This is a genomic window from Pseudomonas sp. SJZ080 (assembly GCF_007828295.1).
In the GTDB taxonomy this organism is placed as follows: Bacteria; Pseudomonadota; Gammaproteobacteria; order Pseudomonadales; family Pseudomonadaceae; genus Aquipseudomonas; species Aquipseudomonas migulae_A.
The window spans coordinates 109049-125946 of sequence record NZ_VIUK01000001.1 but is presented as its reverse complement, the minus strand read 5'-3'; the positions used below and the strand labels follow the sequence as shown (position 1 = coordinate 125946).

Annotated in this window: 18 protein-coding genes; 7 read left to right on the top strand and 11 right to left on the bottom strand. The window is 60.4% G+C overall.

All coding sequences use genetic code 11. The features are described from left to right. The first annotated feature begins 178 nt into the window (after positions 1-178). Complete coding sequence (gene glnL, locus FBY04_RS00655; protein ID WP_084322501.1) at positions 179-1264, top strand: nitrogen regulation protein NR(II); 1086 nt, start codon at positions 179-181, stop codon at positions 1262-1264. Next, positions 1261-2697, top strand: a complete 1437-nt coding sequence (gene ntrC / locus FBY04_RS00650; protein WP_084322499.1) for a nitrogen regulation protein NR(I) — start codon at positions 1261-1263, stop codon at positions 2695-2697. Before glnL ends, ntrC begins: the two co-directional genes overlap by 4 nt. Before the next feature lie 587 nt (positions 2698-3284). On the opposite strand, the gene FBY04_RS00640 is transcribed toward ntrC, so the two are convergent. After that, positions 3285-3725 (bottom strand): hypothetical protein, encoded by a 441-nt coding sequence (locus FBY04_RS00640; RefSeq protein ID WP_145314229.1) that lies wholly within the window; start codon positions 3723-3725, stop codon positions 3285-3287. On the opposite strand from FBY04_RS00640, the gene FBY04_RS00635 reads away from it, so the two are divergent. Continuing rightward, positions 3724-4179: a tRNA (cytidine(34)-2'-O)-methyltransferase gene (locus tag FBY04_RS00635; RefSeq protein WP_145314227.1), complete on the top strand. Its 456-nt coding sequence runs from the start codon at positions 3724-3726 to the stop codon at positions 4177-4179. The two genes, FBY04_RS00640 and FBY04_RS00635, sit on opposite strands and share 2 nt — an antisense overlap. Positions 4180-4310: 131 nt before the next feature. On the opposite strand, the gene secB is transcribed toward FBY04_RS00635, so the two are convergent. Genes secB through FBY04_RS00620 form a run of 3 tightly spaced genes read right to left on the bottom strand, consistent with a single transcriptional unit; the run spans position 4311 to position 5513 of the window. Next, the gene (gene secB, locus FBY04_RS00630; RefSeq protein WP_017336062.1) at positions 4311-4802 is read right to left on the bottom strand and encodes a protein-export chaperone SecB; all 492 of its coding nucleotides are present in this window, start codon (positions 4800-4802) and stop codon (positions 4311-4313) included. Between the two features lie 41 nt (positions 4803-4843). Beyond that, positions 4844-5098 carry a glutaredoxin 3 gene (gene grxC / locus FBY04_RS00625; protein ID WP_010464569.1) on the bottom strand — a complete coding sequence of 85 codons (255 nt, stop codon included), beginning with the start codon at positions 5096-5098 and terminating at the stop codon, positions 4844-4846. Between the two features lies 1 nt (position 5099). Then, positions 5100-5513, bottom strand: coding sequence for a rhodanese-like domain-containing protein (locus FBY04_RS00620; RefSeq protein WP_145314225.1), 414 nt, complete (start codon positions 5511-5513; stop codon positions 5100-5102). 153 nt (positions 5514-5666) lie between these two features. Between FBY04_RS00620 and gpmI the strand changes: the two genes are divergently transcribed. The 4 genes from gpmI to FBY04_RS00600 all read left to right on the top strand — a co-directional run bounded on the left by gpmI (position 5667) and on the right by FBY04_RS00600 (position 10857). Continuing rightward, entirely contained in the window at positions 5667-7196 is a 1530-nt protein-coding gene (gene gpmI / locus FBY04_RS00615) for a 2,3-bisphosphoglycerate-independent phosphoglycerate mutase (protein WP_145314223.1), read from the top strand. Positions 7197-7435: 239 nt separating this feature from the next. Then, positions 7436-8734 (top strand): murein hydrolase activator EnvC, encoded by a 1299-nt coding sequence (locus FBY04_RS00610; RefSeq protein WP_084318193.1) that lies wholly within the window; start codon positions 7436-7438, stop codon positions 8732-8734. Between the two features lie 34 nt (positions 8735-8768). Beyond that, complete coding sequence (locus tag FBY04_RS00605; RefSeq protein ID WP_084318194.1) at positions 8769-10088, top strand: S41 family peptidase; 1320 nt, start codon at positions 8769-8771, stop codon at positions 10086-10088. Between the two features lies 1 nt (position 10089). Next, positions 10090-10857, top strand: coding sequence for a divergent polysaccharide deacetylase family protein (locus FBY04_RS00600; protein WP_145314221.1), 768 nt, complete (start codon positions 10090-10092; stop codon positions 10855-10857). A gap of 134 nt (positions 10858-10991) precedes the next feature. Here the strand turns inward: FBY04_RS00600 and FBY04_RS00590 are convergent, their stop codons facing one another. From FBY04_RS00590 to FBY04_RS00560, 7 genes are all read right to left on the bottom strand, one after another. Next, positions 10992-11747, bottom strand: a complete 756-nt coding sequence (locus tag FBY04_RS00590; protein WP_084318196.1) for an ABC transporter substrate-binding protein — start codon at positions 11745-11747, stop codon at positions 10992-10994. 78 nt (positions 11748-11825) lie between these two features. Beyond that, the gene (gene hisF, locus FBY04_RS00585) at positions 11826-12596 is read right to left on the bottom strand and encodes an imidazole glycerol phosphate synthase subunit HisF (protein WP_084318197.1); all 771 of its coding nucleotides are present in this window, start codon (positions 12594-12596) and stop codon (positions 11826-11828) included. A gap of 9 nt (positions 12597-12605) precedes the next feature. Further along, a complete protein-coding gene (hisA, locus tag FBY04_RS00580) occupies positions 12606-13343 on the bottom strand; it encodes a 1-(5-phosphoribosyl)-5-[(5-phosphoribosylamino)methylideneamino]imidazole-4-carboxamide isomerase (RefSeq protein WP_017336056.1) in 738 nt (245 codons plus the stop codon). Between the two features lie 42 nt (positions 13344-13385). Continuing rightward, a complete protein-coding gene (locus FBY04_RS00575; protein WP_084318198.1) occupies positions 13386-13640 on the bottom strand; it encodes a DUF2164 domain-containing protein in 255 nt (84 codons plus the stop codon). After that, positions 13641-14279, bottom strand: a complete 639-nt coding sequence (hisH, locus tag FBY04_RS00570) for an imidazole glycerol phosphate synthase subunit HisH (protein WP_084318199.1) — start codon at positions 14277-14279, stop codon at positions 13641-13643. It lies immediately after the preceding gene. Beyond that, entirely contained in the window at positions 14279-14872 is a 594-nt protein-coding gene (hisB, locus tag FBY04_RS00565; RefSeq protein WP_003218037.1) for an imidazoleglycerol-phosphate dehydratase HisB, read from the bottom strand. The genes hisH and hisB overlap by 1 nt, the downstream gene beginning before the upstream one ends. A 264-nt stretch (positions 14873-15136) precedes the next feature. Then, the gene (locus FBY04_RS00560) at positions 15137-16801 is read right to left on the bottom strand and encodes an OFA family MFS transporter (protein WP_145314219.1); all 1665 of its coding nucleotides are present in this window, start codon (positions 16799-16801) and stop codon (positions 15137-15139) included. Positions 16802-16898: the final 97 nt, after the last annotated feature.

The window sequence follows — 16898 nt, the reverse complement described above, 5'->3', positions numbered from 1 at the left end:
AATCCAACCCATTTTGGTTCGAAAGTACCCGCGAAAGCTGGCAGAACGCCACGCAAACGAGCGTAAAACGCCCATTTCAGGCCTTTAACGCTTCTTTTCGGAGCCTTGGTTTGGTTTTTGCATTTTCCTCGCATCAGCGCTTTATTCATGCGCGCGCCCTGCTCCAAAAGAGGTCCCGATGACCATTAGCGACGCACTACACCGTTTGCTACTCGACAACCTCACCACCGCCACCATTCTGCTCGATGCCGAACTGCGCCTCGAGTACATGAACCCGGCGGCGGAGATGCTCCTGGCCATCAGCGGTCAACGCAGCCATGGGCAGTTCATCAGCGAGTTGTTCACCGAATCCACCGAAGCACTCAACTCCCTGCGTCAGGCGGTCGAGCAGGCGCATCCATTTACCAAACGCGAAGCGATGCTCACGGCCCTCACCGGCCAGACGCTGACCGTCGATTACGCGGTAACACCGATCCTGGCCAACGGCGCCACCATGCTGCTGCTGGAAGTCCATCCGCGGGACCGCTTGTTGCGGATCACCAAGGAAGAGGCGCAGCTGTCGAAGCAGGAAACCAGCAAGATGCTGGTGCGCGGCCTGGCTCATGAAATCAAGAACCCTCTGGGCGGGATTCGCGGCGCAGCCCAGTTGCTCGCCCGCGAACTGCCGGAAGAAAGCCTGCGCGATTACACCAACGTCATCATTGAAGAAGCCGACCGCCTGCGAAATCTTGTGGACCGCATGCTCGGCTCCAACAAATTGCCGTCGCTGGCCATGTGCAACGTCCACGAAGTGCTGGAACGCGTTTGCCACTTGGTCGAGGCGGAAAGCCAAGGCTGCATCACGCTGGTGCGCGACTACGACCCGAGCATTCCCGACGTCCTGATCGACCGCGAGCAGATGATTCAGGCCGTCCTGAACATCGTGCGCAACGCGATGCAGGCCATCAGCAGCCAGAACGAGCTGCGCCTGGGCCGCATCAGTTTGCGCACCCGCGCCATGCGCCAGTTCACCATCGGCCACGTGCGCCATCGCCTGGTGACCAAGATCGAAATCATCGACAACGGTCCCGGCATTCCCGCAGACCTGCAGGAAACCATCTTCTTCCCCATGGTCAGCGGCCGCCCGGACGGTACCGGGCTGGGCCTGGCCATTACCCAGAACATCATCAGCCAGCACCAGGGCCTGATCGAGTGTGAGAGCCACCCAGGCCACACCACCTTCTCGATCTTTCTGCCACTGGAACAAGGAGCCACATCGACATGAGCCGTAGTGAAACCGTGTGGATCGTCGATGACGACCGTTCTATCCGTTGGGTCCTGGAAAAAGCCTTGCAGCAAGAAGGCATGACCACGCAAAGCTTCGACAGCGCCGATGGCGTGATGAGCCGTCTCGCGCGCCAGCAGCCGGATGTGATCATCTCGGATATCCGCATGCCGGGTGCCAGCGGCCTGGACCTTCTGGCGCGGATTCGCGAGCAACACCCACGGTTGCCAGTGATCATCATGACCGCGCACTCCGATCTGGACAGCGCTGTCGCGTCCTATCAGGGCGGCGCGTTTGAATACTTGCCCAAGCCGTTCGACGTGGACGAAGCGGTGTCGCTGGTCAAGCGCGCGAACCAGCACGCCCAGGAACAGCAAGGCCTGGAAGTCGTTCCAACCCTGACCCGTACCCCGGAAATCATCGGTGAAGCACCGGCGATGCAGGAAGTGTTTCGCGCCATCGGGCGCTTGAGCCACTCCAACATCACCGTGCTGATCAACGGCGAATCCGGGACCGGTAAAGAGCTGGTGGCTCACGCCCTGCACCGTCACAGCCCACGAGCGGCTTCGCCGTTCATTGCGCTGAACATGGCGGCGATCCCGAAGGATCTGATGGAGTCCGAACTGTTCGGCCATGAAAAAGGCGCGTTCACCGGCGCGGCCAATCTGCGTCGCGGGCGTTTCGAGCAGGCGGACGGCGGCACGCTGTTCCTCGATGAAATCGGCGACATGCCGGCAGACACGCAAACCCGTTTGCTGCGCGTGCTGGCCGACGGCGAGTTTTACCGTGTAGGCGGCCATGTGCCGGTGAAGGTCGATGTGCGAATCATCGCCGCCACGCACCAGAATCTGGAAACCCTGGTGCACGCCGGAAAATTCCGTGAGGACTTGTTCCACCGCCTCAACGTGATCCGCATTCATATACCGCGCCTGTCGGACCGTCGCGAAGACATCCCGACGCTCGCCAAGCACTTCCTCAGCCGCGCCGCGCAAGAATTGGCGGTGGAGCCGAAGCTGCTGAAAAGTGAAACAGAGGAATACCTGAAGAACCTGCCGTGGGGCGGCAACGTGCGTCAGCTGGAGAATACCTGCCGCTGGATCACGGTGATGGCTTCGGGTCGCGAAGTGCACATCAGCGACCTGCCACCGGAATTGCTGAGCCTGCCGCAGGATTCAGCGCCGGTGACCAACTGGGAGCAAGCGCTGCGCCAGTGGGCCGATCAAGCGTTGGCGCGTGGCCAGTCGAGCCTGCTCGACAGCGCGGTGCCGGCGTTTGAGCGGATCATGATCGAGACTGCGCTCAAACATACGGCTGGCCGTCGTCGTGATGCCGCGGTCTTGCTGGGTTGGGGGCGCAATACCCTGACGCGCAAGATCAAGGAATTGGGGATGAAGGTGGATGGTGGAGATGATGATGAAGGGGAAGAGGGTTAATCAGCCTTCAGATCTTCGCTGACAGTTACATCCCTTCGCGGGCCATCACTTTTTTTGGCCAACATCGAACCAATGTGGGAGCGGGCTTGCTCGCGAAAGCGGTTGATCAGTCAACATTGATGTTGACTGACACGACGCCTTCGCGAGCAAGCCCGCTCCCACATTCAGAGCTCCATGCACCGCTGCAATGCACTCTGACCCGCAATCGCGCACGGCAACTGATCCGAAATCCTGCCTGCATTCGCAATCGAGCCCGTATCGAAAAAACACGAAAGCCCCGCAATCCGGGGCTTTCAGCGTTTCAGAGAGCGTTTCTGTTTCAACTTGTTAAAACCTGGCACGCCCCCTGCAATAGTCCATTCAGTGATTCAGTTCACTACCCGGTTTCGGGGACCTTGGTACAGGCAGGCCGGGGATTCCCCTCTTTACATCGGGCTCACACCGCACTTTTGCGACGAGCCCAAACAGTTTTGGGGCCCTTGATACAGGCAGGTCAAGGGTTCCTTCTTTACACCGGGCTTGCGACGCAATGCGCGAGCCCTCCCGTTTTGGGGACCTTGGTACAGGCAGGCCGGGGATTCCCTCTTTTATTGCTCTCGGAGATGGATCTCCAGCCGCCAGCGGTCGTCGACCTCACTACCGGCCCACTCGCCCTGCAGTGGCCGGGCCGCCACGACCGACAGCAACACCCCCCCATCACTCAAACGTACCCGCCAGTTCACGCTCTTGTCGTTAAGCTTGAACTGACCTTTCTGCGCCTTGCCTTCAGCCTCGAACAGCAACGCCAGGCTGCCGTCCACAAACTCACCATGGCTCTTGGGTTCATTGTTGAACCACACCACCAGCCCGTCGCTCGTCACATCGACCTGCTGCAGTTCGCTGGGGTCGGGCGTGGTCAGGCGACCGATCATCAGCCCCACCATCACCCCGACAATCGCCAGCGACCCCATCACCCGCGGGAATAGTTTCGAACGCGGGTCCGCTTGCGGCGTAGAATGCCCGTCATCTTTACCTTCGGAGCCGTGCATGTTTCACGTCATCCTTTTCCAACCAGAAATTCCGCCGAATACCGGCAACGTTATCAGGCTGTGCGCCAACAGTGGCTGCCACCTGCATTTGATCGAACCGCTGGGCTTCGAGATGGACGACAAGCGCCTGCGCCGGGCCGGCCTCGATTACCACGAGTATGCCACCCTGCAACGCCACGCAGCCCTCGCCAGCTGTCTGGAAAGCCTTGGCCATCCAAGGGTGTTTGCGTTTACCACCAAGGGTTCGCGGCCATTCCACGATGCCAGTTTCGCCGAGGGCGACGCGTTCCTGTTCGGGCCGGAAAGCCGTGGCTTGCCTGCAGAAGTGCTCGACGCCCTGCCCGGCGAACAGCGCCTGCGCTTGCCGATGCGCGAAGGCTGCCGCAGCCTGAACCTGTCCAACACCGTGGCCGTCGCCGTCTACGAAGGCTGGCGCCAGCTCGGTTTCAAGTAACACCGCATAACAAATGTGGGAGCGGGCTTGCTCGCGAAGGCGTCATGTCAGTCAACAACAATGTTGACTGATCAACCGCTTTCGCGAGCAAGCCCGCTCCCACATTGGACTTGCTTCGACGCTCAGACCGTTTACTGAACGGTCGGAGTCTCGCCCGCAGCCTGCATGCGTTGCAGCTCTTGTGCGTACAGCGCGTCGAAGTTCACCGGAGCCAGCATCAGGGCCGGGAACGAACCGCGGGTCACCAGGCTGTCCAGGGTTTCGCGAGCGTACGGGAACAGAATGTTCGGGCAGAACGCGCCGAGGGTGTGGCTCATCGACGCGTCGTCCAGGTTCTTGATCAGGAAGATCCCGGCCTGTTGCACTTCAGCGATGAACGCCACTTCGCCGTTCTCACCGTTTTTCACGGTCACGGACAGGGTCAGTACGACTTCGTGGAAGTCGCCTTCCAGGGCCTTTTGACGGGTGTTCAGATCCAGACCGACGCTCGGTTCCCACTGCTGGCGGAAAATCGCCGGGCTTTTCGGGGCTTCGAAGGACAGGTCACGTACGTAGATGCGCTGCAAGGAGAATTGCGGTGCGGTGTCTTCTTCGCTGGCTGCAGTGTTCTGTTGGTCAGTCATCTCAGATCCTTTCTGATCTTGGGGTCTTATAGGGAAGGCATTCAGGCCTTGAGCATGGCGTCGAGCTTGCCGGCGCGCTCAAGGGCAAACAAATCATCACAGCCGCCAATGTGGCGCTCGCCGATCCAGATCTGCGGCACGGACGTACGTCCGGCTTTCTGGGCCATGGCGGCGCGCACCTGCGGCTTGCCATCGACCTTGATCTCTTCGAAGGCCACGCCTTTGTTCTCGAGCAGGTACTTGGCTCGCGAGCAGTAAGGGCAGTAATCGCTGGAATAGACGACGACGTTGCTCATATCACTTCACCAGCGGCAGATTGTCGCCTTTCCAGCTGGAAATACCGCCGGACAGCTTGGCGGCGGTGAAGCCGGCCTTCATCAGCTCGCGGGCATGCGTGCCGGCGGTCTGGCCCATGGCATCGACCAGGATGATGGTCTTGGCCTTGTGCTTTTCCAGTTCGGCGACGCGAGCGGCCAGTTTGTCGTGAGGAATGTTCAACGCGCCAACAATGTGACCAGCGGCGAAATCCTTGACCGGACGGATGTCGATCACAACGCCCGCGTCCTTGTTGACCAGCCCGGTCAGTTCACCGGTGCTCAGGCTGCGGCCGCCGCCTTGCATCTGATAGGCGATCAGCAACGCCAGCAGTACGACGAAGATACCGACGAGCAGATAGTGGTTAGTGGCGAATTGAATCAGGTTAGCAACCATCGAAGGAGGTTCCAGGGCGTTAAAATGTCGGCCAGTATACACAGCCACTATGGTGGGCCAAACCCCGTCCGGCGGTGACGCCGTCGGAACTTCGCTTTAAACTGCCACTCCCTTTTCCATTGCCCTCTTTTAACTCAGCCACGAGTGGAATCCATGACTACCACGCCTAAACCTTTGGTCCTGATTATTCTCGACGGCTTCGGTCACAGTGAGAGCCCTGAATCCAACGCCATCTTCGCCGCGAAGAAGCCCGTGCTGGACCGTTTGTGGGCCACTGTGCCGAACGGCCTGATCTCAGGCAGCGGCATGGACGTCGGTCTGCCGGATGGCCAGATGGGCAACTCTGAAGTCGGCCACATGAACCTCGGGGCCGGCCGCGTTGTGTATCAGGACTTTACGCGCGTGACCAAATCGATCCGCGACGGCGAGTTCTTCGAGAACCCGACCATCTGCGCCGCGGTGGATAAAGCCGTAGCTGCCGGCAAAGCCGTGCACTTCATGGGCCTGCTGTCCGATGGCGGGGTGCACAGCCACCAGGATCACCTGGTCGCCATGGCTGAACTGGCCTACAAGCGCGGCGCCGAAAAAATCTACCTGCACGCCTTCCTTGATGGCCGCGACACGCCACCGAAAAGCGCCCAGTCGTCGATCGAATTGCTCGACGCGACCTTCCAGGCCTTGGGCAAAGGCCGGATCGCCAGCATCATCGGCCGTTATTTCGCCATGGACCGCGACAACCGTTGGGACCGCGTGTCCCAGGCCTACAACCTGATTGTCGATGGCAACGGCGAATTCAACGCCGCCACCGCCCAGGAAGGTCTGCAAGCCGCGTACGAACGTGGCGAGAGCGACGAATTCGTCAAAGCCACGTCCATCGGTGAGCCGGTGAAAGTCGAAGACGGCGACGCCGTGGTGTTCATGAACTTCCGCGCCGACCGCGCCCGCGAGCTGACCCGCGTGTTCGTCGAGGACGATTTCAAGGAATTCGAACGTGCGCGCCAGCCAAAACTGGCCGGCTTCGTCATGCTGACCCAATACGCCGCCAGCATCCCTGCGCCATCGGCCTTCGCTGCCGGCAGCCTGGACAACGTGCTGGGCGACTACCTGGCGAAAAACGGCAAGACCCAGCTGCGCATCGCCGAAACCGAGAAATACGCCCACGTGACCTTCTTCTTCTCCGGCGGTCGTGAAGAACCGTTCCCGGGCGAAGAACGCATCCTGATCCCGTCGCCGAAAGTCGCCACCTATGACTTGCAGCCTGAGATGAGCGCGCCTGAAGTCACCGACCGCATCGTCGATGCAATCGAAAACCAGCGTTACGACGTGATCGTGGTCAACTACGCCAACGGCGACATGGTCGGCCACAGCGGCGTGTTTGATGCTGCGGTGAAAGCCGTGGAATGCCTTGACCAGTGTGTCGGCCGCATCGTCGATGCCCTGGAAAAGGTCGGCGGCGAAGCGCTGATCACCGCAGACCATGGCAACGTCGAGCAGATGTCCGACGAAACCACCGGCCAGGCCCACACCGCGCACACCACCGAGCCGGTGCCGTTCATTTATGTCGGCAAGCGTGACTTCAAGGTTCGCGATGGCGGCGTGCTGGCGGATGTGGCGCCAACCATGCTGATGCTGATGGGGCTTGAGAAACCGGCTGAAATGACCGGTACTTCGATTCTGGTGTAACCCGTCTCAAAAGCGCCGTAAACCCTGTGGGAGCGGGCTTGCTCGCGAATGCGGTGTGTCAGTCGACATCAACGTTGACGGACACACCGCATTCGCGAGCAAGCCCGCTCCCACATTGGTTTTGGGGTGTTTTTGGATGCAACACCGCTCCAGTTATCACACAGCCCCAATTGGGCGTTTTTTTTGCAGCGTGGGGCGGGCATACTAGGCCGTCCCTTTCCCTGGTGTCGCCCGCCTCTATGCTTCGCGTCCTGATAGCCCTTGCTCTGACTTGCCTGCTCCAACCGGCCTTTGCTGACGAGCGCGCGCAAACCCAACAACAGTTGGACGCCACGCGTCAGGACATTGCCGAGCTGAAAAAACTGCTGGGCAAGCTCCAGGAAGAAAAATCCGGTGTGCAGAAAGACCTCAAGGGCACCGAGACCGAGATGGGCAAGCTCGAGAAGCAGGTCGAAGCCCTGCAAAAAGAGCTGAAGAAAAGCGAATCCGAGCTGCAGCGACTCGATGGTGAGAAAAAAAAACTCCAGAGCGCGCGCATTGAACAGCAACGACTGATCGCCATTCAGGCCCGCGCGGCCTATCAGAACGGCCGCCAGGAGTACTTGAAGCTGCTGCTCAACCAGCAGAACCCGGAAAAATTCGCCCGCACCCTCACCTATTACGATTACCTGAGCCAGGCCCGCCTGGAGCAGTTGAAGAGTTTCAACGAAACCCTGCGCCAACTGGCCAACGTCGAAAAAGACATCGCCCTGCAACAGGCGCAATTGCTGGTGCAGAAGAGCAGCCTCGACAGCCAGCGAGATGAACTCGACAAAGTCCGTCAGGAGCGCCAGCAAGTCCTGGCCAAGCTGAACGACGACGTAAAGGCTCGCGACCAGAAGCTTGCCGCCCGCGAGCAGGATCAGGCGGACCTGTCTAAAGTCCTTAAAACCATCGAAGAAACCCTGGCCCGCCAGGCTCGTGAGGCAGAAGAAGCGCGGCAAAAAGCGCTGATCGCCCAGCAGGAAGCCGAAAAAAAGCGTTTACGTGAGGCCCAGGCTGCAGCAAATGCTGACGCCACTGACGCCCCACGCAAACCCGTTAAATCGACACCCGGCGCCCTGGTATCAAGCTCAGGCGAAACCTTCGGCGGCCCTTTTGCTTCAACACGCGGCAAACTTCCATGGCCGGTTGATGGTCGACTGCTGGCGCGCTTTGGCGAAACCCGTGGCGACGACGCCCGGACCAAGTGGGACGGCGTGATGATCAGCGCCTCCGCCGGCAGTCAGGTGCATGCCGTGCATGGCGGTCGCGTGGTATTTGCCGACTGGTTGCGCGGTGCGGGGCTGCTGGTGATTCTCGACCACGGCAACGGTTTCTTGAGTCTTTACGGTCACAACCAGACGCTGCTCAAGTCTGCGGGTGACGTGGTAAAAGCCGGTGAGTCCATCTCCACTGTCGGTAACAGTGGCGGGCAGGACACACCAGCGCTGTATTTCGCTATTCGTCAGCAGGGTCACCCGAGTGATCCGGCGCAATGGTGCCGCGCGCAAGGATAGGCGTTGAGTCACCTACATTAGGAGTTCGTTCGACATGCTGCATTTGTCCCGTCTTACCTCGCTGGCCCTGACGATCGCCCTGGTGATTGGCGCGCCTCTGGCGTTCGCTGCTCAACCGGCTCCGGCGGTCGCGCCTGCGGGCACTGCTGCGACCACCAAGGCGCCGTTGCCGCTGGAAGAGTTGCGCACCTTTGCCGAGGTCATGGATCGGATCAAGGCAGCCTATGTCGAGCCGGTGGATGACAAGACCCTGCTGGAAAACGCCATCAAAGGCATGCTCAGCAACCTCGATCCGCACTCCGCCTATCTGGGCCCGGAAGACTTCGCTGAATTGCAGGAAAGCACCAGCGGCGAGTTCGGTGGCCTGGGCATCGAAGTCGGCGCCGAAGACGGCTTCATCAAGGTGGTCTCACCCATCGATGACACTCCGGCCTCCAAGGCTGGCATTCAGGCCGGCGACTTCATCGTCAAGATCAACGGCCAGCCGACCCGCGGCCAAAGCATGACCGAAGCCGTGGACAAGATGCGCGGCAAGATCGGCCAGAAAATCACCCTGACCCTGGTTCGTGACGGCGGCACACCGTTCGACGTGACCCTGGCCCGCGCGATCATTCAGGTGAAGAGCGTGAAGTCGCAACTGCTGGAGTCGGGTTACGGCTACATCCGTATCACCCAGTTCCAGGTCAAGACCGGTGACGAAGTCTCCAAAGCCTTGGCCAAGCTGCGCAAGGACAACGGCAAGAAGCTCAACGGCATCATCCTCGACCTGCGCAACAACCCGGGCGGCGTGCTGCAAGCGGCGGTGGAAGTGGTCGACCACTTCATCACCAAAGGCCTGATCGTTTACACCAAGGGCCGCATCGCCAACTCCGAGCTGCGCTTCTCCGCCACCGGCAAAGACGAAAGCGAAGCCGTGCCAATGGTTGCGCTGATCAACGGCGGCAGCGCCTCGGCCTCGGAAATTGTGGCCGGCGCCCTTCAGGATCAGAAACGCGCAGTGGTCATGGGCACCACCAGTTTCGGCAAGGGCTCGGTGCAAACCGTGCTGCCGCTGAACAACGACCGCGCACTGAAAATCACCACGGCGCTGTACTACACGCCGAACGGCCGCTCGATCCAGGCTCAGGGCATCGTCCCGGACATCGAAGTGCGCAAGGCCAAGATCACCAGCGAGCAGGACGGCGAGTACTTCAAGGAAGCCGATCTGCAAGGTCACCTGGGCAATGGCAACGGCGGCGCCGACAAACCGACCAGCTCCAGCGGCAAAGCCAAGGCGATGCCACAGGATGATGATTACCAGTTGGCCCAGGCCCTGAGCCTGCTCAAAGGGTTGAGCATCACCTCTGGCCGCTGAGATGCGCCTGCGGCTGCTCCTCGGCCTGCTGTGCTGTCTGGCGGGTGTCGCTCACGCAACGCCCGCCCCTCAAAAGGCCTACATCACGCTGATCATCGATGACCTGGGGCAGAACCTGCCCCGGGATCGTCGCGTGCTGGCTCTGCCCGGCCCGGTGACCACCGCGATCATGCCCGACACGCCCCACGCCACCGAATTCGCCCGCGAAGCCCATCGCGCCGGCAAGATCGTCATCCTGCACATGCCCATGGACCCGGCCACGGGACCGTTCGCCTGGCATCCTGATTTGCCCATCGACGAACTCGAGAAGCGCCTGAATGCAGCGTTCAAGGTCGTGCCCTATACCGCTGGCATCAACAATCACATGGGCAGTCGCATGACCGCGCAACCCGCCGCCATGACCTGGCTGATGGCGGATTTGCAGCGCCGACACAAGTTCTTCGTCGACAGCCGCACCAGCGCGCAAACCGTGGCGGCGGCCGAGGCACAGAAGATCGGGTTGGCGAGTGTTTCGCGGGATGTGTTTCTGGATGATGAGCGCACGGAAGCGGCGATCTTCACGCAGCTACAGACCGCGATCAATCTGGCGCGCAAGCAGGGTTCGGCGGTGATGATCGGCCATCCCTACCCGCAGACGCTGGCGGTGCTGGAGCGCGAGTTGCCGAAGCTGAAAGCTCAGGGCATCGACTGGATCGATATCAAACAGATGATCAGCGTGCGCAGCAACCGTGCAACGGCTGCTCACGGGAAGGATGGCGTGTACCGCTAATCCGCAACACCACAAAACAACTGTGGGAGCGGGCTTGCTCGCGAATGCGGTGTGTCAGTCAATGTTGATGTCGACTGACACTCCGCATTCGCGAGCAAGCCCGCTCCCACATTAGATTGTGCAGGTCACCGAGATTAGAGATACCGCCCCATGATCTCGTCCACCACGCCTTCCTTGCGCAGCTGATCCAGCGCGGCTTGCAACTTGGCGACGGTCTCATCCGGCACGTCTTTGTTCAGTGCCAAATACAACTCCGCACTGTTGAAGCGCAGCACGGTCTTGAGCCCGGTGACACCGTCCTGCCGCGCCAGATAACGCCCGGCCGGGTCGCCCGTGGCCCACAAGTCGATTTGACCGCTGGTGAGTTTCTTCGCATTGTCCTGATCGCGCAGCACGACAATCGGGTTCAGCCCTTGCTTGGCCAACGTCTCGGCGATCGCATCGCCCTTGTACGCACCGATCTTGTATTTGCGCGCATCTTCCAGCGTTTCCAGGCTGATTTTGCTGTCCGCCTTGGCCAGCATGATCCAGTCATCCGGGCCAATCGGGCCGACCCACTTGAAGAGCTTTTCGCGATCCGGCAACCGCGCCATCACGAACACGCCATAACCCGGTTTCTCGAGGGCAAGCTTGTAGATTCGCTCCCAAGGGAAACGCAGCGTCAGGCTGTAGGTAATGTCGGCGCGCTTGAACATCTCGCGAACGATGTCCACGGCGATGCCATCGATGTTCTCGTCCTGAGCGAAGTTCTTGCCGTTTTTCGCCATGTTGTAAGGCGGGAAGTTTTCCGTCAGCAACACCAGGTTGGCGTCAGGATTTTCTGCAGCGTGCACTCCATTGATAAGCAATAGAGAGGCGCTGGCGAGGGCAAGAAGAAGGCGTTTGAGCATGTCTGGCTACCGAGATCCATGGCGTACCCAAGAGTGCCCTGAGCCCGCCATGATGTCCACTGGCCTGTATCGGTTTGTTTAGCGCATCACGATGCCGCGATGAGCCATGTAGGCCTTGGCTTCCTGCACGGTGTATTCGCCGAAGTGGAAAATACTCGCCGCCAATACCGCACTGGCGTGGCCTTCGAGAATGCCGTCGGCCAAATGCTGCAGGTTGCCGACACCGCCGGAGGCGATCACCGGAATACCCAGCGCATCGCTGATGGCGCGGGTAACGCCCAGGTCGAAGCCGTTTTTCATGCCGTCCTGATCCATGCTGGTCAGCAGGATTTCACCGGCACCCAGGCCTTCCATCTTCTTGGCCCATTCAACGGCATCGAGACCGGTCGGCTTGCGTCCGCCGTGAGTGAAGATTTCCCAGCGCGGAATTTCGCCCGGGCCGGAGACCTTCTTCGCGTCGATGGCGACAACGATGCACTGCGAACCGAAATGCTGCGCAGCCTCGCCCACGAACTCCGGGTTGAACACCGCAGCGGTGTTGATCGAAACTTTGTCCGCGCCGGCATTCAGCAGGTTGCGAATGTCCTGCACAGTGCGCACGCCGCCGCCCACGGTCAGCGGAATAAACACCTGGCTGGCCATGCGTTCGACAGTGTGCAGCGTGGTGTCGCGACCATCGACGCTGGCGGTGATGTCGAGAAAGGTAATCTCGTCGGCACCTTGCTCGTCGTAGCGACGGGCGATTTCCACCGGGTCACCGGCGTCACGAATGTTCTCGAACTTGACGCCCTTGACCACCCGGCCGTTGTCCACGTCCAGGCAAGGGATGATGCGTTTGGCCAGCGCCATGGTCAGTCCTCAGCCTTTGTACGAATCGCAGAAAGCTTGCGCTTCAGCGACGTCGAGGGTGCCTTCGTAGATCGCCCGGCCAGTGATCGCGCCGATGATGCCAGGCGCCTTGGCGTCGAGCAGCGACTTGATGTCACCCAGATTGTGAATGCCGCCGGAGGCGATGACCGGAATGCGCGTTGCAGCGGCCAGCGCCGCGGTGAACGGCACGTTGCAGCCCTGCATCATGCCGTCTTTGGCGATGTCGGTATAAACGATCGCGGACACGCCATCGGCTTCGAACTGCTTGGCCAGGTCGATCACCTGGACGGTGCTGATTTCAGCCCAGCCGTCGGTGGCGACGAAACCGTCTTTGGCGTCGAGACCGACAATCACCTTGCCCGGGAACGCGCGGCAGGCTTCGGCGACGAAGGCTGGGTCTTTCACGGCTTTGGTGCCGATGATCACGTAGCTCACGCCCGCTTTCACGTAGTGCTCGATGGTTTCCAGCGAACGGATACCGCCGCCGATCTGGATCGGCAGGTTCGGGTAGCGCTTGGCGATGGCGGTGACCACTTCGCCGTTGACCGGCTGGCCTTCGAAGGCGCCGTTCAGGTCGACCAGATGCAGACGACGGCAACCGCCCTCCACCCACTTGGCAGCCATGCTCACCGGGTCATCGGAGAACACCGTGGAATCTTCCATGCGGCCCTGGCGCAGACGAACACAGGCACCGTCTTTGAGATCGATAGCGGGAATAATCAGCATCTGGCAAACCTTCAAATTCGATTGTTCAGCTTCGCTCGAAAATCAGTTTTTCTCGAGCGCCCACAGGTCGCTTTCGATGCTTTCGAACCTCTCTTTGAGGTGCGTCTGCACATCGAAAATCGCCCTGTTGTAATAGTGCGGCGCAATTTCGCGGGTAAACAGCTCAAGGATTTCGGCCGCTTCGAACGAACCCAGGTCCAGTTCGAAGCGATCTTCCATGAAGCGTTTGATCTTCTGGTTCGCCTCGTTCTCCTGTTCGGGAGTGAGGGTCAGGATCGGCGGCTTCTTCTTGGCCATTTACCAGCGACCATCCCACGCGGCGAAGTTCTGCAGCAATTGCAGGCCATGGGTATGGCTCTTCTCCGGGTGAAACTGCACGGCGAAACGCGAGCCATCGGCTAGCGCCGCAGCGAAATCGACACCGTAGTGCCCGCCCCCCACCACCTGCCGCGCATTGCCGGCAGCGATGTAGTAGCTGTGCACGAAGTAGAATCGCGCCAGGTCCGGAATGTTGTGCCACAGCGGATGCGAGATCGTCTGCTTCACTTCGTTCCAGCCCATGTGCGGGACTTTCAGGTGTTCGCCATCTTCATGCAGGTCTTTGCCGAAGAACTTCACCGCGCCCGGGAACAGGCCGATGCAGTCGACGCCGTCGTTCTCTTCGCTGCTGTCGAGCAAGGCTTGCATGCCGACGCAGATGCCGAGGAACGGACGGTCCTGGCTGACTTCACGCACCAGCGAATCGAAGCCCAGGCGACGGATTTCCGCCATGCAATCGCGAATCGCGCCGACGCCGGGGAAAACCACCCGGTCGGCTTCGCGAATCACGTCGGCATCGCTGGTGATCAGGACCTTGCCGGCACCGACGTGCTCGAGGGCCTTGGCCACCGAGTGCAGGTTGCCCATGCCGTAATCGATAACCGCGACCGTTTGCATTACAGAACGCCTTTGGTCGATGGCATCTGACCGGCCATGCGGTCATCGAGCTCTACGGCCATGCGCAGGGCGCGGCCGAATGCCTTGAACACGGTTTCGATCTGGTGGTGGGTGTTGGTGCCACGCAGGTTGTCGATGTGCAGGCTGACGAGGGCATGGTTGACGAAGCCCTGGAAGAATTCCTGGAACAGGTCAACATCGAAACCGCCGACGGTGGCACGGGTATAGGGAACATGCATCTGCAGGCCAGGACGGCCGGAGAAGTCGATCACCACGCGCGACAGCGCTTCATCGAGCGGGACATAGGCGTGGCCGTAGCGACGGATGCCTTTTTTGTCGCCGATGGCTTTCGCGAAGGCCTGACCGAGGGTGATACCGACGTCTTCCACGGTGTGGTGGTCGTCGATATGCAGGTCGCCCTTGCTGACAATATCCAGGTCGATCAGCCCGTGACGGGCGATCTGGTCCAGCATGTGCTCAAGAAAAGGAACACCGATATCAAATCGGGCCTTTCCGGTGCCATCCAGGTTGATCGAGGCTTTGATCTGGGTTTCCAGAGTGTCGCGCTCGACTGACGCCTTACGTTCGGCCATCACCAGCTCCGCAAAATCATTGGGCGAAAAAGGCAGCCATTATAGGGGCGCGGGCGGGAAACAGAAACACGAGAGGTGATATGACTGACGGATAGAACCCCGTTCCGTCGGGGATAGACATGTCCATACAAGCCAGGATTCATTGCGAATGCACGGCTTTTGCCTCTGTAGGAGCCGGCTTGCTGGCGATCCAGACACCGCGGTTATGCAGACAGACCGCGTCATCGTTGATCGCCAGCAAGCCGGCTCCTACAAGGATTGGTGTTAGTGGAACAGGACTGCCGTTTTCTGCAGGGTCACCCAGACACCCCACGCCAACGGAATCCCCACCACCAGCCACGCAGCAACCGCCAACGGCTTGGTGCCCGGCGCCGCTTTCCACTCCAGCACGGTGCTGGCGTCAGCGCCCTTGTCGTGGCCCAGCGCCTGTTCGGCGGCCAGTTCGGCGTCGGTCATGAAGTACTTGTCGGCCACCGGACGCACCAGCAGGTTGCAGATGAAGCCCAGCACCAGCAGGCCCGCGAGGATGTACAAGGTGATGTCATACGCTGCGGCGCGTTCAACGCCGATGCTCAGCTGATATTCACGCAGGTAGTTGACCAACACCGGCCCCAATACGCCTGCGGCAGCCCATGCGGTCAGCAGACGACCGTGGATCGCGCCAACCATTTGCGTACCGAACAGGTCGGCAAGGTAAGCCGGCACCGTCGCAAAACCGCCGCCATACATCGACAGGATCACGCAGAACGCCGCCACGAACAGCGCAACGTTGCCCAGATGACCGAGGTTCGGGATCAGCGCGTACAGGGCAAAACCCAGGGCGAAGAACACGAAATAGGTGTTTTTACGGCCCAGGTAATCCGAGAACGATGCCCAGAAGAACCGCCCGCCGATGTTGAACAGGCTCAGCAAACCGGTGAAACCGGCAGCAATCGCGGCAATCGAAGCCAGTTGGCCCGCGTCCAGCTGACCAAACGCCAGGTCAGTGCCGAGCAATTTGCCGGCGAACACTTCCTGCAACAGCGGCGAAGCCATGCCGAGGATGCCGATACCGGCGGAAACGTTAAGGCACAGCACCAGCCACACCAGACGGAATTGCGGAGTTTTCCACGCCACATTCACGTGCACGTGACGGTGGGTGATCATCGCATTCGAAGCTTTTTTCGCCGGAGCGGTCCAGCCTTCAGGCTTCCAGCCGGTTGGCGGAACGCGGTAGGACAATGCGCCACCGATCATGAACACGAAGTAGATCGCGGCCATCACCAGGAAGCTCTGCCACACGCCCACGCTCTCTGCCGAAGCGAAATGCCCCATCAAGGCCGCCGCCAGCGGAGCACCCACCATCGCACCGCCGCCGAACCCCATGATCGCCATGCCGGTCGCCATGCCGCGCTTGTCCGGGAACCACTTGATCAGGGTCGAAACCGGCGAGATGTAACCCAGGCCCAGGCCGATACCGCCAATGACCCCGGAGCCGATCCACATCAGCCAGATCTGGTGCGTATACACACCGAGCGCCGAAATCAGCAGACCACCACACCAGCACAGTGCCGACACAACACCAGCCTTGCGCGGCCCGGCGTGTTCCAGCCAGCCACCCCAGATCGCTGCCGAGCAGCCGAGGAAGATGAAGAACAAGGTGTAGATCCAGCCGAGCATCGAGATCGGCCAGTCGCATTGCGACGAGAAAACTTGCGAGATGAAGCTCATGTCCGGCGCGCAGGCCACTGCCTTGGTCACGCCCAAGGCTTTGGACAGCGGCAGCCAGAACACCGAGAAGCCGTAAGCCATGCCGATGCAGAGGTGGATGGCCAGCGCGGCCGGTGGCACCAGCCAACGGTTGAAACCGGGCTTGGCGATGATGCGTTCCTTGGACAGGAACGAGGGCTGGTCGGCCCTGAGGCCGTCCGCCGTGATACTCGTGGTCATTGTGTATCCCCCAATTATTAGTATTGTTCGCCAGCCATTCCCCACCCCCAGCCTTTATGCGCACGCATGACTGTTTTTAAGGTGGAGCTCCATTTTG

Bases quoted from the DNA above. Each gene is read 5' to 3' on its own strand.
- FBY04_RS00620 (WP_145314225.1), bottom strand. From the start codon at position 5,513: ATGGTTGCTAACCTGATTCAATTCGCCACTAACCACTATCTGCTCGTC.
- FBY04_RS00600 (WP_145314221.1), top strand. From the start codon at position 10,090: ATGCGCCTGCGGCTGCTCCTCGGCCTGCTGTGCTGTCTGGCGGGTGTC.
- hisF (WP_084318197.1), bottom strand. From the start codon at position 12,596: ATGGCGCTGGCCAAACGCATCATCCCTTGCCTGGACGTGGACAACGGC.
- hisA (WP_017336056.1), bottom strand. From the start codon at position 13,343: ATGCTGATTATTCCCGCTATCGATCTCAAAGACGGTGCCTGTGTTCGT.
- FBY04_RS00605 (WP_084318194.1), top strand. From the start codon at position 8,769: ATGCTGCATTTGTCCCGTCTTACCTCGCTGGCCCTGACGATCGCCCTG.
- FBY04_RS00640 (WP_145314229.1), bottom strand. From the start codon at position 3,725: ATGCACGGCTCCGAAGGTAAAGATGACGGGCATTCTACGCCGCAAGCG.
- FBY04_RS00575 (WP_084318198.1), bottom strand. From the start codon at position 13,640: ATGGCCAAGAAGAAGCCGCCGATCCTGACCCTCACTCCCGAACAGGAG.
- glnL (WP_084322501.1), top strand. From the start codon at position 179: ATGACCATTAGCGACGCACTACACCGTTTGCTACTCGACAACCTCACC.
- secB (WP_017336062.1), bottom strand. From the start codon at position 4,802: ATGACTGACCAACAGAACACTGCAGCCAGCGAAGAAGACACCGCACCG.
- FBY04_RS00590 (WP_084318196.1), bottom strand. From the start codon at position 11,747: ATGCTCAAACGCCTTCTTCTTGCCCTCGCCAGCGCCTCTCTATTGCTT.
- grxC (WP_010464569.1), bottom strand. From the start codon at position 5,098: ATGAGCAACGTCGTCGTCTATTCCAGCGATTACTGCCCTTACTGCTCG.
- hisH (WP_084318199.1), bottom strand. From the start codon at position 14,279: ATGCAAACGGTCGCGGTTATCGATTACGGCATGGGCAACCTGCACTCG.
- FBY04_RS00635 (WP_145314227.1), top strand. From the start codon at position 3,724: ATGTTTCACGTCATCCTTTTCCAACCAGAAATTCCGCCGAATACCGGC.
- gpmI (WP_145314223.1), top strand. From the start codon at position 5,667: ATGACTACCACGCCTAAACCTTTGGTCCTGATTATTCTCGACGGCTTC.
- hisB (WP_003218037.1), bottom strand. From the start codon at position 14,872: ATGGCCGAACGTAAGGCGTCAGTCGAGCGCGACACTCTGGAAACCCAG.
- ntrC (WP_084322499.1), top strand. From the start codon at position 1,261: ATGAGCCGTAGTGAAACCGTGTGGATCGTCGATGACGACCGTTCTATC.
- FBY04_RS00610 (WP_084318193.1), top strand. From the start codon at position 7,436: ATGCTTCGCGTCCTGATAGCCCTTGCTCTGACTTGCCTGCTCCAACCG.
- FBY04_RS00560 (WP_145314219.1), bottom strand. From the start codon at position 16,801: ATGACCACGAGTATCACGGCGGACGGCCTCAGGGCCGACCAGCCCTCG.